12 protein-coding genes and 1 tRNA gene are annotated in these 13,775 nt (G+C 60.5%); 3 read left to right on the forward strand and 10 right to left on the reverse strand.

The window, feature by feature from the left end:
* Positions 1-72: 72 nt before the first annotated feature.
* The 5 genes from clpX to AAID99_RS06140 form a co-directional block, all read right to left on the reverse strand.
* Positions 73-1,341: an ATP-dependent Clp protease ATP-binding subunit ClpX gene (gene clpX / locus AAID99_RS06120; RefSeq protein WP_188426923.1), complete on the reverse strand. Its 1,269-nt coding sequence runs from the start codon at positions 1,339-1,341 to the stop codon at positions 73-75.
* Between the two features lie 204 nt (positions 1,342-1,545).
* Complete coding sequence (locus AAID99_RS06125) at positions 1,546-2,184, reverse strand: ATP-dependent Clp protease proteolytic subunit (RefSeq protein WP_188426925.1); 639 nt, start codon at positions 2,182-2,184, stop codon at positions 1,546-1,548.
* A 142-nt stretch (positions 2,185-2,326) separates the two neighbouring features.
* Positions 2,327-3,658 carry a trigger factor gene (gene tig / locus AAID99_RS06130; RefSeq protein WP_188426927.1) on the reverse strand — a complete coding sequence of 444 codons (1,332 nt, stop codon included), beginning with the start codon at positions 3,656-3,658 and terminating at the stop codon, positions 2,327-2,329.
* A 103-nt stretch (positions 3,659-3,761) separates the two neighbouring features.
* Positions 3,762-3,846: transfer RNA gene (locus tag AAID99_RS06135), tRNA-Leu, on the reverse strand.
* A 55-nt stretch (positions 3,847-3,901) separates the two neighbouring features.
* Positions 3,902-5,338, reverse strand: a complete 1,437-nt coding sequence (locus AAID99_RS06140) for an NAD(P)H-hydrate dehydratase (protein ID WP_498493428.1) — start codon at positions 5,336-5,338, stop codon at positions 3,902-3,904.
* Between the two features lie 123 nt (positions 5,339-5,461).
* Here AAID99_RS06140 and AAID99_RS06145 point away from each other — a divergent pair, with 123 nt between their 5' ends.
* From AAID99_RS06145 to AAID99_RS06155, 3 genes are all read left to right on the forward strand, one after another.
* Positions 5,462-5,914: a hypothetical protein gene (locus AAID99_RS06145; RefSeq protein ID WP_188426930.1), complete on the forward strand. Its 453-nt coding sequence runs from the start codon at positions 5,462-5,464 to the stop codon at positions 5,912-5,914.
* Positions 5,915-6,941: 1,027 nt separating this feature from the next.
* Positions 6,942-8,483 carry a DEAD/DEAH box helicase gene (locus AAID99_RS06150; RefSeq protein ID WP_498494270.1) on the forward strand — a complete coding sequence of 514 codons (1,542 nt, stop codon included), beginning with the start codon at positions 6,942-6,944 and terminating at the stop codon, positions 8,481-8,483.
* 6 nt (positions 8,484-8,489) lie between these two features.
* The gene (locus AAID99_RS06155; protein WP_498493429.1) at positions 8,490-9,776 is read left to right on the forward strand and encodes a class I SAM-dependent RNA methyltransferase; all 1,287 of its coding nucleotides are present in this window, start codon (positions 8,490-8,492) and stop codon (positions 9,774-9,776) included.
* Here AAID99_RS06155 and AAID99_RS06160 read toward each other — a convergent pair.
* From AAID99_RS06160 to sufC, 5 genes are read right to left on the reverse strand one after another with little or no spacing between them, the layout of a single operon-like run.
* Positions 9,767-10,138: a HesB/IscA family protein gene (locus AAID99_RS06160; protein ID WP_267310097.1), complete on the reverse strand. Its 372-nt coding sequence runs from the start codon at positions 10,136-10,138 to the stop codon at positions 9,767-9,769. The genes AAID99_RS06155 and AAID99_RS06160 overlap by 10 nt on opposite strands.
* A gap of 15 nt (positions 10,139-10,153) precedes the next feature.
* Entirely contained in the window at positions 10,154-10,537 is a 384-nt protein-coding gene (locus tag AAID99_RS06165; RefSeq protein WP_498493430.1) for an SUF system Fe-S cluster assembly protein, read from the reverse strand.
* Positions 10,538-10,554: 17 nt separating this feature from the next.
* The gene (locus tag AAID99_RS06170) at positions 10,555-11,793 is read right to left on the reverse strand and encodes a cysteine desulfurase (protein ID WP_498493432.1); all 1,239 of its coding nucleotides are present in this window, start codon (positions 11,791-11,793) and stop codon (positions 10,555-10,557) included.
* A complete protein-coding gene (gene sufD, locus AAID99_RS06175) occupies positions 11,790-13,007 on the reverse strand; it encodes a Fe-S cluster assembly protein SufD (RefSeq protein WP_498493434.1) in 1,218 nt (405 codons plus the stop codon). The genes AAID99_RS06170 and sufD overlap by 4 nt, the downstream gene beginning before the upstream one ends.
* Complete coding sequence (gene sufC, locus AAID99_RS06180; RefSeq protein ID WP_188426942.1) at positions 13,004-13,774, reverse strand: Fe-S cluster assembly ATPase SufC; 771 nt, start codon at positions 13,772-13,774, stop codon at positions 13,004-13,006. The genes sufD and sufC overlap by 4 nt, the downstream gene beginning before the upstream one ends.
* Between the last annotated feature and the right edge of the window lies 1 nt (position 13,775).

The following is a 13,775-nucleotide window of genomic DNA, read 5'->3' on the forward strand; positions in this document are numbered from 1 at the left end:
AAAGGCAAGTTCTTTTCATATGATAACGAAGGACCGGGGCAGCAAGCCGGTCCTCCGAATTTAGGGTGTCCCTCAGGCAGATTGCTCGGCGGGTTCTTCGGCCTTGCCTTTGCCGTAGACATAGACAGGCGCCGCGCGGTTCTCGGCGACATCCTTGTTGATCACGACCTCTTCGACCCCGTCGAGACCGGGCAGATCGAACATCGTGCCAAGCAGAATGGCCTCCATGATCGAGCGCAGACCACGAGCGCCTGTCTTGCGGGCGATGGCACGCTGGGCGATCTGGGTGAGCGCGTCATCGGTAAACGTCAGTGCAACGCCTTCCATCTGGAACAGACGCTGATACTGCTTCACGAGGGCGTTCTTGGGCTTGGAGAGAATGGCGACCAGCGTCTCCTCATCCAGATCCTCAAGCGTGGCAACGACCGGCAGACGACCGATGAACTCGGGGATGAGCCCGAATTTCAGCAGATCTTCCGGCTCGACATCGTGCAGGACGGCGCCGAGACGACGGTCATCAGGGTTCTGCACATCGGCGCCAAAGCCAATGCCCGAGCCCTTGCCGCGTGCCGAGATGATCTTGTCGAGACCGGCAAAGGCGCCACCGCAAATGAACAGCATGTTCGTCGTGTCGACCTGCAGGAACTCCTGCTGCGGATGTTTGCGCCCGCCCTGGGGCGGAACAGATGCAACCGTGCCTTCCATCAGCTTCAGCAATGCCTGCTGTACGCCCTCACCGCTGACATCGCGCGTGATCGACGGATTGTCGGATTTGCGCGAAATCTTGTCGATCTCATCGATATAGACAATGCCGCGCTGGGCGCGCTCGACATTGTAATCAGCAGCCTGAAGCAGCTTGAGAATGATGTTCTCGACGTCTTCACCCACATAACCGGCTTCGGTCAGGGTTGTGGCATCGGCCATCGTGAAGGGCACATCGAGGATACGCGCCAGCGTCTGGGCAAGCAGCGTCTTACCTGTGCCCGTCGGCCCGATGAGCATGATATTGGACTTTGCAATCTCGATATCGTTGCTCTTCTGGGAATGTGCCAGACGCTTGTAGTGGTTGTGCACGGCCACCGAGAGGGCGCGCTTGGCGATGAACTGGCCAATCACGTAATCATCGAGAACCTTGCAGATTTCCTTGGGAGTCGGCACCCCGTCACGCGACTTCACAAGATGCGTCTTGTGCTCTTCGCGGATGATATCCATGCACAGCTCGACGCATTCATCGCAGATGAAGACGGTTGGACCGGCAATGAGCTTGCGCACCTCGTGCTGCGATTTGCCGCAGAACGAGCAATACAGGGTGTTTTTCGAATCGCCGGTCTTATTATTCATCGCTGCTCCTCCTCCCCGATCGGCCCGGCCATGAGACTGGAACGCGACAGGGGGAACTCCAAACTTAGGCCAGGCGATGAGAGCCCGGCAAGCCCCTCCGGTCTGAGGCTGTAACGGGGCGACCAAGCCCCGGGCACGAGGCCGCCTGTCGCAGCCCCGCTGAAGGTCCGGCGAGAGGGCCGGACCTCACAACCGGGAGCAGGCTCAGCCCTGCTCGGAAATGCTCTTGGGACGTGCCTGGACGACTTCGTCGATCAGGCCGAACTCCTTGGCTTCGTCAGCCGAGAGATAGCTGTCGCGCTCGAGCTTCTGCTCGATTTCCTCAAGCGTACGCCCCGTGTGATTGCGGTAGATCTCGTTCAGGCGCTTGCGGATTTCGAGAATCTCGCGTGCCTGGATTTCGATATCCGAAGCCTGCCCCTGAGCGCCGCCCGAAGGCTGATGCACCATCACGCGTGCATTCGGCAGACAGAAGCGACGCCCCTTTTCGCCAGCAGCGAGAAGCAGCGACCCCATGGAGGCTGCCTGACCGATGCAGACGGTGCTGACCGGGCAGCGGATATACTGCATGGTATCGTACATCGCGAGACCAGCCGAAACGACGCCGCCGGGGCTATTGATGTAGAAAGAGATTTCCTTGCTCGGGTTGACGCTCTCCAGATAGAGAAGCTGCGCCGAGATGACCGCGGCCACCTGGTCATAGACCGGGCCTGTCAGGAAAATGATCCGCTCCTGAAGGAGACGGGAATAGATATCGAAAGCGCGTTCACCGCGTGACGTCTGCTCGACGACCATCGGTACGAGCGCGTTGTTGAAGATCTCGACAGGATCGCGATCCCTCATGGCCATTTCCGTTCCTAACTGCCACCGGCCCTCAACGGGCCGGTGTGTGACTTCTTCCATCTTGGTATGGCCACCATGAACGCCTAGAGCCCGTCCGTCAAAAAACGAACGGACTCCATGAGTCGCGGTGCGAATCAGACGATCAGAGGTCGGCCGGCGGGATCTCTGCGAGCTCTTCCGGCGTCACTTCCTTGTCGGTGACCTTGGCCAGCTCGATCAGATAATCGACGACCTTGTTCTCCAGAATCGGGCCACGAAGACCATCGGCTGCCTGCGGGTTCTTGCTGAAGAACTCGAACACGGCCTGTTCCTGACCCGGATAGCGCATGGCTTCCTGACGGACGGCCTGCATCAGCTCCTCACGGGAAACCGTAATTTCCTTCGTACGGCCGATTTCGGCCAGCAGAAGGCCAAGCTTCACGCGACGTTCGGCGATCTTGCGATAATCGGCGCGCAGGGTGTCTTCGTCCTTGCCCGCGTCTTCCTCGTCCATCTCACCCGAAGCGCGGTCCTGTTCGACGCGCTGCCAGATCTGGCCGAATTCGCTCTCGACCATGCTCTCGGGAGCTTCGAAATCCGTCTTGTCAGACAGGGCGTCGAGCAGCTCGCGCTTGATGCGCAGGCGCGACAGCTGGCTGTATTCGCCTTCTGCCTGCTTGACGATGATGTCACGAACCTGAGCGATGTTCTCGAAGCCGATCTTCTTGGCCAGCTCATCGTCAAGCGTCGGGTCGACCGGGGTCTTGAGCGCATTCGCCTTGATGTCGAACGTCGCTTCCTTGCCGGCCAGTTCCTTGGCCTGATACTCGGCGGGGAACGTGACGGTAATCACCTTCTCTTCGCCAGCCTTCATGCCTTCGAGCTGCTCTGCGAAACCGGGGATGAAACCGTCGCCACCGATCTCGACATTGACGTCCTGCGCCGTGCCACCATCGAAAGGCGTGCCATCGAGCTTGCCGACGAAATCGCAGTTGACGACGTCACCCGAACGGGCAGCGCGGTCTTCTTCGATCGTCTCGAAGCTGCGCTGGCGCTTGGCCAGCTCGGCCAGAGCCTTGTCGATGGTCTCATCGGCGGGCTTTGCCGTCAGACGGGTCAGCTCAAGACCGGAAAGGTCAGGAACAGCGATCTCGGGAAGAACTTCGAGTTCGATCTTGAACTCGAGATCGCCTTCACCTTCACCGCCGGAAACCAGCTCGACCTTCGGCTGAACGGCCGGGCGCAGCTTGTTGTCTTCCAGCACCTTGGTGGTGGTCTCGTTGACGACCTGCTCGAGGATCTCGCCATTCAGGGCGGCGCCATAGCGCTGCTTGACGAGCGATGCGGGCACCTTGCCGGGACGGAAGCCAGGCAGATTGATCGTGCGGCCGAGCTCGGCGAGACGAGCGGCGCGTCGCGCCTCCAGATCGCCAGCCGGCACAGTGACGGTAAAGCCGCGCTTCAGACCTTCGGATTGCGTTTGGGTAACCTGCATCTGTCAGGCGATCCTCTATTGACCGGGTTGCCATCGGGGCCCTGCACCCGGCTTCATCGCAGCACAGGCAAGGCAGGAAGCCCCGACTAAGGAGAAAATATTTTGGTACGGGCGGAGGGACTTGAACCCCCACGACTTGCGCCACCAGAACCTAAATCTGGCGTGTCTACCAATTCCACCACGCCCGCACACGCAGCCCAGCCGAAGACCGGGCCGTCAAGCGCGCCGCTTTACAGCACAATTTCAGATTTCACAAGCCAGTGCGATCGCCTTGGCGCGCGCATCGCCCAGATGGGCATCAAGTGCCTCGACAATCGGCCAGTTTCCAGCGCGCATCCCAGCCTCACCATGCAGCCACACACCGGCGCAGGCGGCTTCCCAAGGGATCATACCGGCAGCAAGCATCGTCGAAATCACGCCCGCCAGCGTATCGCCCGAACCGGCTGTTGCCAGAGCCGGGCTCGCATGGTCATTGAGGGCAACCCGCCCGTCGGGTGATGCAATCACGCTGACGGCACCCTTGAGCACGACTACCGCCCCGATACGCCGCGCCGCCTTTTGCGCCGCACCAACGAGATCGTCCCCCGGCGCACCAAAAAGTCTGGTAAATTCTCCGATATGGGGCGTAATGACAGAAACGCCATGGAGCTTTTCCGGCTCACTTCCCGCCCAGCCCAGAGCGCCAGCATCGGCCAGAACAATGCGTTCCGATGCAAGAAGAAGCGGCAGACTCGCAGCGACTTCTGGCTCGGTCAGGCCTGGCCCGCAGAGCCAGACCCTGCGACGCTCGTCTTCAAGCAGTGTTTTCAGCGGCCCGTCATCAATTACCAGACCGGGCGCACCAAGCCGGTAGGCCGCTGCGCCCTCTCCGGCACTGATACGCACCAATCCGGCTCCGCTTGCCCGCGCACCGGCCGCGGCCAGCCTGGTTGCCCCCGGCATGAACTGGCCTGCGTAGATACTGACGACACCCCGACGGTATTTGTGGTCTTCCAGGCTCATCGCCGGCACGTGCCAGAGCCCCGGTTCATTGAGCCAGATCGTGGGACCCGCAGCCTCAAGGCAGATTTCAGGCATACCGATATTCGCGCAGACGAGCTCGCCACAGATTTCGCGCCCCGGGTACAGTATGTGCCCGGGCTTGGGACGGACGAATGTAACGCTCATGCGATAATCCGGCCCCTCAACCAAAGAGGCACCGGTCGTGCCATTGACCGTGCTGGGCAGATCGATCGCCACAAGCATCCTGGCTGCAGAAAGCACCGCCACCACCTCAGGCGCCGGGGGGCGGTCGAGGCCCGCACCGAAAACAGCATCGATCACCAGATCGGCGCGGCGGGCATTCTCTGGTGTGAAATCCGCTATTCGCCCGCGATACTGCGCCGCAGCCCTAGAGGCCGCACTTCCCTCACGGGGCGGTGTCAGAGGGGCGACCTGAACCGGCCAACCCGCACGCTCGAGATAGCGGGCAGCGACATAACCATCGCCACCATTATTGCCCGGCCCGCACAGCACCAGCACACGGCAAGGCGCAAAACGCGCCCTGATTGCCTGAGCCACAGACCAGCCAGCCCGATCCATCAGCGCGCTGATCCCGATCGTTTCGCTCGCCTTTCGATCCATCTCGCCACATTGCGCCGGCGTGGGCAGGGAAAAACGCAGGTCAGACTTCATGGGCATGTCACTCCGCAGTTGATGATTTCGCGCATACTGCTAGGGAACGTCGCATAACCTTCCGGTATTCCTGATCCCGCGCTTTTGAGGGCGCGAAGTGTCCCGGACCTGATTTCTGGTGGAGAAGACATGTCGAACCCGTTTCTCTGGAGCGTCATCCTCGCGCTTCACCTGCTCTGCATGGCTTACTGGATTGGCGGCGGTCTCTATGCCGCCATTGTCAGCCGCAGCACTGTGGCCCTGCTTGAGCCAGCCCAGCGCCAGAATGTGCAGATCCAGCTGATCGCACGCTATTTCCGCGCCCTCCTGCATATCGTGCCGACCGCTCTGGTAACGGGCTGGCTTCTCGTTCTGCATATGGGCGGATTCGGCGCGATGAGCCTGCCGATCAATATCATGCAGGGCCTTGCGCTGATCATGGCGCTGATTTTCCTGAGCGCCTATTTCGGCCCTTTCCAGAGCCTGCGCCGCGCCATCCGCCCCCAGCCCGCCCTTTTCGCCAAGGTGCGCCTGCGCGTCATTCTGATGGTCGCTGTGGGCGTGCTCACCGTTTTCTGCGCTGCCATGGGCGGCGATTTCTGATCTTTCACACTCCGATACTGGCTTGAGGTGCGAAAAACGCGTCATTCATTGCGCTTTCGTGCCCAAGCAACGGAAAATCTTGCCTTTTGCAGGATTTCAAGATAACGCACGGGCGATTGGCTCAGGCTCTGCGCTTGCCCGGCTTCAGCGTGGCATTGCCCGAGCGCCAGATTATTTTTCTAGACCTCCATAGTTATCAGAGAGCAGTTTGACCGCAAAATCGACCGCAGGTTCGGCAAAAACCTCCCCCGCACGCAAGAAACGTTCCTCTTCCAAGACGGAAAATGGTGTGGTGGAATCCGTGGCAGAAGCCCTGCCACGCGACATTCCGTCCGAAGCCCCGGCGGCTGAACCCCCGGTCAAGGCGAAGCGCGGGCGCAAGCCTCAGGCACCTGAAGCTGTCGAGACACCTGTCGCTGCTGCAAAGCCTGCGCGCAAGAAGACGGTCAAGGCCGCACCCGTCGAAAAGACAATGCAGGCTCCCGAGACTGTTGCGGCCATAGAATCAGCCGAGCCGGTCAAGCGCGGTCGCGGTCGCCCCCGCAAGACCCCTGTCGCAGCCTCTGTGAGCGAACCCGCTGCTGTTGCAGCCCCAGTTGAAGAGCCGAAGCCCAAACGCGGTAGAAAGCCCGCTGCCGCCAAGGAAGCGGTTTCTGCCAAATCGGCAGCGCCCAAGCCACGCGCCAAGGCAGCGAAGACTGCTCCTGTCGTAGCTGAGGCAGAGGCACCTTCTATCGAAGTCGCCACAGAGAAGGCGCCCGCCGCCCGCAAGCGCACACCACGCAGCACGACCAAGGCTGAAACCCGCAAGGCCGCTGTGAAGGACGCCGCAGAGAAAGTCGCCGCACAGGATAATGCTCCTGCGATCGACGCCTCTGCGGCCGAATTGGTTGAAGTGACGCCAGAAGCGGTCAGCGAGTCCTCTGCCAAGCGTGGCCGTCGCAGACGCGGCGCATCCGCGAAGGCAATTGCCGTCGTTCCTGCACCTGAAGCAGCGCCTGCAGCGACGCCGGAACTTGACCCGGCCCTGAAGGCGATCGTCGAGGCTCCCAAGCCGCTGTTTTCAGAGCTTGGCCTGTCCGCCCCGATCATGCGCGCCATTGAAGAGATGGGCTACGAGCATCCTACCCCGATCCAGGCGCGAGCCATCCCGGTGGTCCTCAGTGGTCAGGACGTGCTCGGCGTTGCCCAGACAGGTACGGGCAAGACGGCCTCGTTTACTCTGCCGATGCTTGAGCGTCTGGCCGGATCGCGTGCTCGCGCCCGCATGCCGCGCTCGCTGATTCTGGAACCCACACGCGAATTGGCGTTGCAGGTTGCTGAAAACCTGACCCTCTACGGCAAGCATCTTCGCCTCAACCATGCCCTGCTCATCGGTGGCGAGAGCATGGCCGATCAGCGCGCCGTGCTGAATCAGGGTGTCGATATCCTGATCGCAACGCCCGGCCGTCTGATGGATCTCTTTGATCGCGGCGGGCTGCTTCTGACCCAGACTGGCATCCTCGTGATCGATGAAGCCGACCGTATGCTGGATATGGGCTTCATTCCCGATATCACCCGTATCGTGTCGATGCTCCCCGCTCATCGCCAGACCCTGCTCTTTTCGGCAACAATGGCGCCGGAAATTCGCACGCTTGCCGACCAGTTCCTGCACCTGCCGGAAGAAATCACAGTATCGCGCCCCTCATCTGTGGCAACGACCATCGAAGAGGCCCTTCTGGTTGTTGACGAGCATGAAAAGCGCCGGGTCCTGCGCAAGCTGCTGAAGCGTGAAAACGTCCAGAACGCCATTGTGTTCTGCAACCGCAAGCGCGATGTCGATGTGCTCTACAAATCCCTGCACAAGCACGGATTCTCCGTCGGCCATCTGCATGGCGATCTGGCGCAGTCGCTGCGTTTCAAGACGCTCGAACGCTTCAAGAGCGGTGAGCTGCAGATTCTCGTCTGCTCTGACGTCGCTGCGCGTGGCATCGATATCGGCGGGCTCTCGCACGTCTTCAATTTCGATCTGCCGTTCAACGCGGAAGACTATATCCACCGCATCGGTCGCACGGGCCGTGCAGGCAAGACAGGTCATGCGTTCAGCCTGGCATCACCACGCCAGAAGCTGCTGGCCGAGGCAATTGAAAAGCTGAAACACGCACCGATTCCGCTGATCGAAATCGAGGGTGTGGAAAGCCTGCCCTGGGCCGACCCGGAGCAGGACGGCGCACAGCCTGAGCGTCGCGAACGCTCTGGCAAGGAACGTGGTGGACGTCATAACCGTCGCGGTGAGAACCGTGACCGTGGTGACCGTGGTGACCGTGGTAACCGTGGTGACCGTGGTGACCGTGGTGACCGTGGTGACCGTGGTGACCGCCCTGTGGCGAACGAGGCCGCGCGTCAACAGCCGCGTGACAGGGCTGAGTCAGCCAATGGTTCCGTTGCGCCGACCACCCCCTTCGATCACGATGCCCCACGCACGGGGTTCGGTCATGACACACCCGCCTTCATGCTGCTCCCCCGCCGCAATCGGAAAGCAGAAAGTGACGACCAGATCGGGCCGATCCAGCATCGCGGCACTGTCTGAGTTCTGATGGCTTCCCTTATCGAAACGAAGGTTCTTTCTTTCGGCGCAAATGGTGACGGGCTTGTTCTCATTGAAGACAAGCCCGCCTACGTGCCGGAAACGGTGCCGGGTGATACGCTCAAGCTGCGTTATGACGGGTCACGTCATGTCGAGGTGATCGACCTGCTGTCTCCATCGCCCGACAGGGTCGCGCCTGTCTGCTCCCTGTTCGGAAGCTGCGGGGGCTGTGCCATGCAGACGACGGCTCGACCGGCACTGCTGGACTGGAAGATCGGGCTTGTCCGTCATGCCCTGAATCGTGCGGGGTTCGAGACCCTCCCCCGATTCGAGTCGATGCAGGTCCCCGCAGAGAGCCGCCGTCGAATCGATCTCGCTTTCCAGCGCCAACCGGGAAAAATCATACTGGGGCTACACCGCCGCCACGGCGATGTGGTCGATATGACAGAATGCCATGTCATCGATCCGACCCTCCTGGCCCTGCTGGACCCGCTACGCGAGGTTCTGGGCGGGTTAGGTGCGGTGACCGGTGGCGGCGATCTCCAGATCAATCTCTACAGTTCGGGGCCCGATCTGCTGATCGCAACCGATTCCGCGCTTGCACCGACCGATCGGGTCAAGCTCGCCGCCTTCGGTCGCGAGCACAAAATTCCCCGTATCTCGTGGCGGTCCAGACGTCGCCCCAATGAGGGTTATGAAATTGTGGCCCAGCAGGGCCCGGTCTTTCATGCCTTTGGTGCGGTCAAGCTCACTCCGCCGCCCGGTGGCTTCCTGCAGGCGACCAACCAGAGCGAAACAGCCATTGCCGATGCTGTTCTTGCCGCCCTGCCTGCACTCAATCGACGCGATCCGATTGTCGAACTGTTTGCCGGTTTTGGCACACTGACCGTCCCGCTGGCACAAAAGGGCCGCGTTCTGGCTTATGAAGGCCATTTCGAGGCTATCGCAGCCCTGAAATCCGGTGCGATCGGTCAGCGTATCGAAACCACGCATCGCGATCTGACACGTCAGCCGCTCATCGCGAAGGAATTCGCCAAGGCACGCGTGATCGTTCTCGACCCGCCCCATGCCGGGGCCCTGTCGCAGATGGACCATATCGCGCGTTCGGGTGTGGAAGACATCATCTATGTCAGCTGCAACCCGCAGGCTCTGCAGAAAGACGCAACTCTGCTGGCCAAGGCTGGCTATGGGGTCCTGTCGGTGTCGGTTATCGACCAGTTTCTCTGGTCTACCGAAGTCGAAGCCGTCATCAGCTTCACAAAGAGCAAGAAGAGACTTTCACGTCGTCAGACGTGAAAGCTTTCTCCGCAGCCGCAACGGCCTTTTTCATTGGGATTGGTGAAGGTGAATCCTGATTCGAGGTCCTTGACCTCGTAATCCATCACCGTGCCAATCAGAAACAATGTAGCCTTGCGGTCGACGAGCAGCTTCAGCCCGTGATCGGTCACGGATTCATCGCCCGGTGAAGCGCTTTCCACAAAGCTCATGTCATAGGACATGCCCGAGCAGCCACGCGTATTAACGCCAATACGCAGGATCTGCCCCTTATTGGCCCCTTCATAGAGCTGTTTCAGGCGCTTTGCCGCACGCTCGGTCATCTGCATCAGAGGGGGCAGTTCCCGCTTGACGGGTGAAGGCACTGTCTGTGTGTCGCTCATGGCTTTTCTCCCCGTTCAGAACATGTTTAGCGCAAGACGCGCATCGTCGCTCATGCGGCTCATATCCCATGGTGGATCCCAGACGATCACCACACTCGCCTTGCTGACACCGGGCAGTGCAGCCACGGCCTCACGCACCTGCTCAGGCAATTCCTGCGCGCTTGGGCAATTGGGGGCGGTGAGCGTCATCTCGATATCCACTCGACCGTCATCATGCAGATCGATCGCGTAGATCAGACCGAGCTCGTAGATATTGACCGGAATTTCGGGGTCATAAACGGTCGCAATGGCCGAAATGACACTGTCCTCGTCCGGCACACCTATGGCCGCGCCCTCGGAAACTGCTTCTTCTGCCGGGGCACCGAGCGGTCTGGTCAGGATATGGTTTTCATCAGTCATGAGAGATCCTTCCTGTGTCAGACCAGCATCTGCCGGGCACGGGCTACGCCCTTGACCAGGGCATCGATGTCGTCGCGTGTCGTATAGACGCCAAAACTTGCCCGGGCTGTCGCGGTAAGGCCAAGACGGCGGATCAGTGGCTCGGCACAATGCTGACCTGCGCGGATGGCGATACCCAGCCTGTCCAGCAGCACAGCCAGATCATGCGGGTGCGCCCCTTCAACGACGAAGGAAACCACACCACCCTGCTCCTTCGGGGCCCCCACGAGACGCACCCCCTCACAAGCACCGAGTGTCTCGCGTGTATAGGCGACAAGCGCCTCTTCATGCGCGGTAATCGCCTCGGCGCCCAGCTCTTCCATGAAGGAGAGCGCGGCTCCCAGACCGATCACCTCAATGATCGGCGGTGTGCCCGCCTCAAATTTATGCGGTATTCTGGCCCAGGTGGATTTCTCGAAGCTGACGCTCTCGATCATCTCTCCACCACCCAGAAAAGGCGGCATCGCTTCGAGCAGTTCCGTCTTGCCCCAGAGCAGACCGATCCCTGTCGGACCGTAAAGCTTGTGCCCGGTGCAGACGAAGAAATCCGCATCGAGATCCTGCACATCAATCGCGCGATGAACGGCCGATTGAGACCCGTCGAAAAGAATGCGGGCGCCATACCGATGGGCAAGACGCGCCAGTTCCTTCGCCGGGGTCAGCGTGCCGAGCACGTTAGACATATGCGTAATGGCAACCAAACCGACACGACCATCCTCGAGCAGGGCCTCATAGGCTGCCAGATCGAGATCGCCCTGTTCGGTAATGGGCGCGACGCGCAATTCGATACCTTGCCGGTCACGCAGCATCTGCCACGGGACAAGGTTGGAGTGATGCTCCAGCTCGGAAATCAGGACAGCCTGACCCGGCTTGAGCAAGGCTCCGTAGGAATGCGCGACGAGATTGATCGCCTCGGTGCTGTTTCGTGTGAAAATGATCTCGTGGCGGTCAGGCGCTTTCAGAAAGCGCGCCGCCTGTTTACGCACCGATTCATACGCTTCCGTCGTGCGCTCGCTCATCCAGTGCAGCCCGCGATGGATATTTGCATACTGGTGCTGCATGGCCTGCGCCATCGCATCAATCACGCAATCCGGTTTCTGCGCCGAAGCGGCGCTGTCCAGAAAAACGAGCGGGCGCCCATGGACGGTTTCCGACAGGATCGGAAACCGGCTGCGCAGGGTCGCGAAACGATCGAGAACGTCATTCGAGGTCATCATGCCTCTCTTTTCTGCCACCAGGCATCGACACGCCGGTCGAGCAACGCGTAGGCGGCCTCATCCGTCACCAGCGCCAGAGCGTCGAGTAGGAAGGCGCGCACCAGAATGGCGCGGGCTTCAGCGTGCGGAATGCCACGGGCACGAAGATAGAAAAGCTGCTCGTCATCAAGCGCGCCGACAGTGGCACCATGGCTGCATTTGACGTCGTCAGCGTAGATTTCAAGCTCTGGCTTGCTGTCGATCTGAGCTTTCTCCGAAAGGAGAAGCGCCTGATTCATCTGATAGCCATCGGTCTTTTGGGCAATGCGATCGACATAGATCTTGCCCTGGAATACGCCATGACCCGCATCCATCAGCACATTCTTCACCGTCTGGCGGGAATTGCAGTCAGGGGCGGCGTGCGTAATCACCGAGGTCAGATCAGCATGCTGCGAACCAGCCAGAAGCTGGGCTGCGTTGACATGCACGATGGCATGCTTGCCACCCAGATGAGCCAGAACCTCGTGACGCGAGAGCTTTGCCCCCAGCGTGAGGGTGAAGCTGTCATAGGTGCCATGCTCGGCAATCCGGGCATTAACCAGAGCAAGATTGGTTGCTTCTAGACTGTCCTGCTGCACGCGCAGATGGGTCAGATGGGCTTTTTCCGCCACCGAAACCGTCAGGCTCGGATTGGCGAGATACGCCCCCTCACCCGACTGGATATCGAGCAGTGTCAGTTTTGCGCCGGCATCCAGCGTGATCTGATGTGCAAGATGCGTGGAAACCTGATCACCATTGGTGACAAGGGATACGAGCGCGATCTGGCCAGCATCGACATCGGCAGCCACACGCAGGGCAATGCCCGGCTGCTGCATGGCATTATTGAGCACGCTGAGCGGACGATCAGCCAGAAGCGGAACGGACAGATCCGTAACTTCGACCGTATCCGGCAGACTGGTCAGGGCAGCGATCGCAACACCGTTGACGAAAACAATGCGATGCCCCTCGAGCGCTTCGGGCGCGAGACGGGCAAGAAGCGCCCTGGCTACATCGACCGACACGGCATCCGGTGCGGCAAACCCGGTCTTGTCCAGATCGCGCAGCGGCGTGTAGCGCCAGGCTTCAAGGCGACGCTGCGGCAGCCCCTGACGCTCCAGGAGGCTGCGCGCTTCGCCCTGATGTGCCCGCGAAAGGAAGGACTCGATCGCGGGAGAAATGGCGGTTGCGCCGCTCATGCCACCGCCTCGAGATATTGCTGATAGCCCTGCGCCTCAAGCGCCAGCGCCACTTCGCCACCACCGCTATGGATGATCTTGCCCTTGGCCATGACATGCACGCGGTCAGGCTTGATGTAGTCAAGCAGGCGCTGGTGATGGGTGATGATCAGCGCAGAGAAGTCGGGACCGCGCAGGCTGTTCACGCCTTCTGCGACGATACGCAGGGCATCGATATCGAGACCGCTATCCGTCTCGTCGAGAATGGCGAATTTCGGACGCAGCATGCGCATCTGCAGCACTTCATTACGCTTCTTCTCACCGCCCGAGAAGCCGACATTGACGTTACGCTTGAGCATCTCGTCAGACATGTGCAGGTGCTTCGTCTCGGCACGAACGGCCTTGAGGAAGCCCACCGCATCAAGCTCGTCTTCCTTGCGGGCGCGACGCACCGCATTGACGGCTGTGCGCAGGAAGTTGGCGTTATTCACCCCCGGCAGCTCGATCGGCGCCTGGAAGGCGAGAAACACGCCAAGAGCCGCACGTTCTTCCGGCTCGAGCGCCAGCAGATCTTCGCCAAGAAACTCGGCGCTGCCGCCGGTCACTTCATAGTCTTCACGACCGGCCAGCACATAGGAGAGCGTCGACTTGCCCGAACCGTTCGGACCCATGATGGCATGGATCTGGCCCTTGGGCACTTCGAGGTCGAGACCGCGCAGAATCTCCTTCGGGGTTCCGTTATCGTCAATCTGCGCACAGAGACCGGAAATTTTCAGAAAATCATTCATG

This window comes from Asaia sp. Ae19-3, assembly GCF_059801175.1.

Bases quoted from the DNA above. Each gene is read 5' to 3' on its own strand.
- sufC (WP_188426942.1), bottom strand. From the start codon at position 13,774: ATGAATGATTTTCTGAAAATTTCCGGTCTCTGTGCGCAGATTGACGAT.
- AAID99_RS06160 (WP_267310097.1), bottom strand. From the start codon at position 10,138: ATGAGCGACACACAGACAGTGCCTTCACCCGTCAAGCGGGAACTGCCC.
- AAID99_RS06125 (WP_188426925.1), bottom strand. From the start codon at position 2,184: ATGAGGGATCGCGATCCTGTCGAGATCTTCAACAACGCGCTCGTACCG.
- AAID99_RS06155 (WP_498493429.1), top strand. From the start codon at position 8,490: ATGGCTTCCCTTATCGAAACGAAGGTTCTTTCTTTCGGCGCAAATGGT.
- clpX (WP_188426923.1), bottom strand. From the start codon at position 1,341: ATGAATAATAAGACCGGCGATTCGAAAAACACCCTGTATTGCTCGTTC.
- AAID99_RS06140 (WP_498493428.1), bottom strand. From the start codon at position 5,338: ATGCCCATGAAGTCTGACCTGCGTTTTTCCCTGCCCACGCCGGCGCAA.
- AAID99_RS06170 (WP_498493432.1), bottom strand. From the start codon at position 11,793: ATGATGACCTCGAATGACGTTCTCGATCGTTTCGCGACCCTGCGCAGC.
- tig (WP_188426927.1), bottom strand. From the start codon at position 3,658: ATGCAGGTTACCCAAACGCAATCCGAAGGTCTGAAGCGCGGCTTTACC.
- AAID99_RS06165 (WP_498493430.1), bottom strand. From the start codon at position 10,537: ATGACTGATGAAAACCATATCCTGACCAGACCGCTCGGTGCCCCGGCA.
- sufD (WP_498493434.1), bottom strand. From the start codon at position 13,007: ATGAGCGGCGCAACCGCCATTTCTCCCGCGATCGAGTCCTTCCTTTCG.
- AAID99_RS06145 (WP_188426930.1), top strand. From the start codon at position 5,462: ATGTCGAACCCGTTTCTCTGGAGCGTCATCCTCGCGCTTCACCTGCTC.